The organism is Methylobacterium sp. WL8, assembly GCF_008040045.1.
Classification (GTDB): Bacteria; Pseudomonadota; Alphaproteobacteria; order Rhizobiales; family Beijerinckiaceae; genus Methylobacterium; species Methylobacterium cerastii.
On record NZ_VRVF01000185.1, the window covers coordinates 1 to 1,302 of the forward strand.

General features: G+C 49.6%; 1 protein-coding gene. It reads left to right on the forward strand.

Annotated elements, in window-relative coordinates; genetic code table 11:
• Positions 1–269 precede the first annotated feature (269 nt).
• Entirely contained in the window at positions 270–1,280 is a 1,011-nt protein-coding gene (locus FV234_RS25800) for a site-specific integrase (protein ID WP_147832441.1), read from the forward strand.
• Positions 1,281–1,302: the final 22 nt, after the last annotated feature.

Here is a 1,302-nt window from a genome sequence, read left to right on the forward strand (position 1 = left end):
TAGCTATTCGGGAATATATATTGAGATATATTTCCACAAATCATTAGAAAAAGAGCTAAGTATGGATCACCTTCCCATAAGCATCCAGCACGCTCTCATGCATCATCTCGGATAGCGTCGGGTGCGGGAAGACCGTGTGCATCAGGTCTTCCTCGGTGGTGATTTATCGTTGTAGGTCATGGGGTTAAGCATTTGCTCTACGCTTTGTCGGAGCCCCCAGAAACGATCGTTGTTCGGGCCGGTCACAAACTGGTCACAGCGAGCATCACGTGGCATCGATTCGTAAGCGCAATGGTAAATGGCAAACGCAAGTTCGGGTGAAAGGCTCCCCTCCCCTCACTCGATCGTTTCTGTCTAAGGCCGACGCACAATCCTGGGGGCGTAAGACAGAGGCAGAAGCGGATCGTCGTGGATTGCCTTCGGGCCTCAAGGTTTTCGACAGTTTGACGGTTGGTGACATCCTTCTTCGGTATCTCGCTGAGGTCACCCCATCGAAAAAGGGCGCTGTTCGTGAAGGCATGGCCGTCCGTGCTCTCCTACGACATTCACTCGCAAAAGTGCCGCTCAGTGCGGTTACGGTGGCTCAAGTGGCACACCATCGAGACCTGCGACTTCAAACCATCAAGCCAAGTAGCATAAATCGTGAGCTTGCGATCTACCGTCATGCTTTCGAGGTTGCCCGGAAAGTATGGAACGTTCCTCTGCCGGAAAATCCCTTCGCTATGGTTCAGAAGCCTCAGGCTTTGGACTCCCGTTCGCGGCGATTGGAAATCGGAGAATGGAAAATACTCAGGGAAGCCTGTTGTCGCTCGAGAAACCCATACATCTTACCGATGGTAGAGTTATGTCTTGAAACAGCAATGAGGCGTGGCGAGGTCTTGGCGTTAAGATGGCGTGATATAAACGTTATAAAGAGAACCTTGCATATACCGATAGCAAAGAACGGCCATGCTCGAACGATACCAGTCACACTTAGAGCTCTTGAGATACTGAACGAACGCCGATTTGGAGCTTGTAATGACGCCCGCGTTTTCCCGACAACTGAGGATGCGTTGAAGATGGCGTGGCGTCGCGTCATGCTACCTTGTTCGTTACCTGATTTCAGATGGCACGATCTTCGACATGAAGCGATATCGAGATTTTTCGAACTAGGTTTGTCGATCGCCGAGGTAGCGGTCATTAGTGGTCATAGAGATTTTAAGTTACTTTTTCGATACACACATCTGCGTCCGGAAGACATATCTTCAAAGCTCGCAAAGTTTAACGATATTTCTCCATGAAATACACTTATCATATCACGGA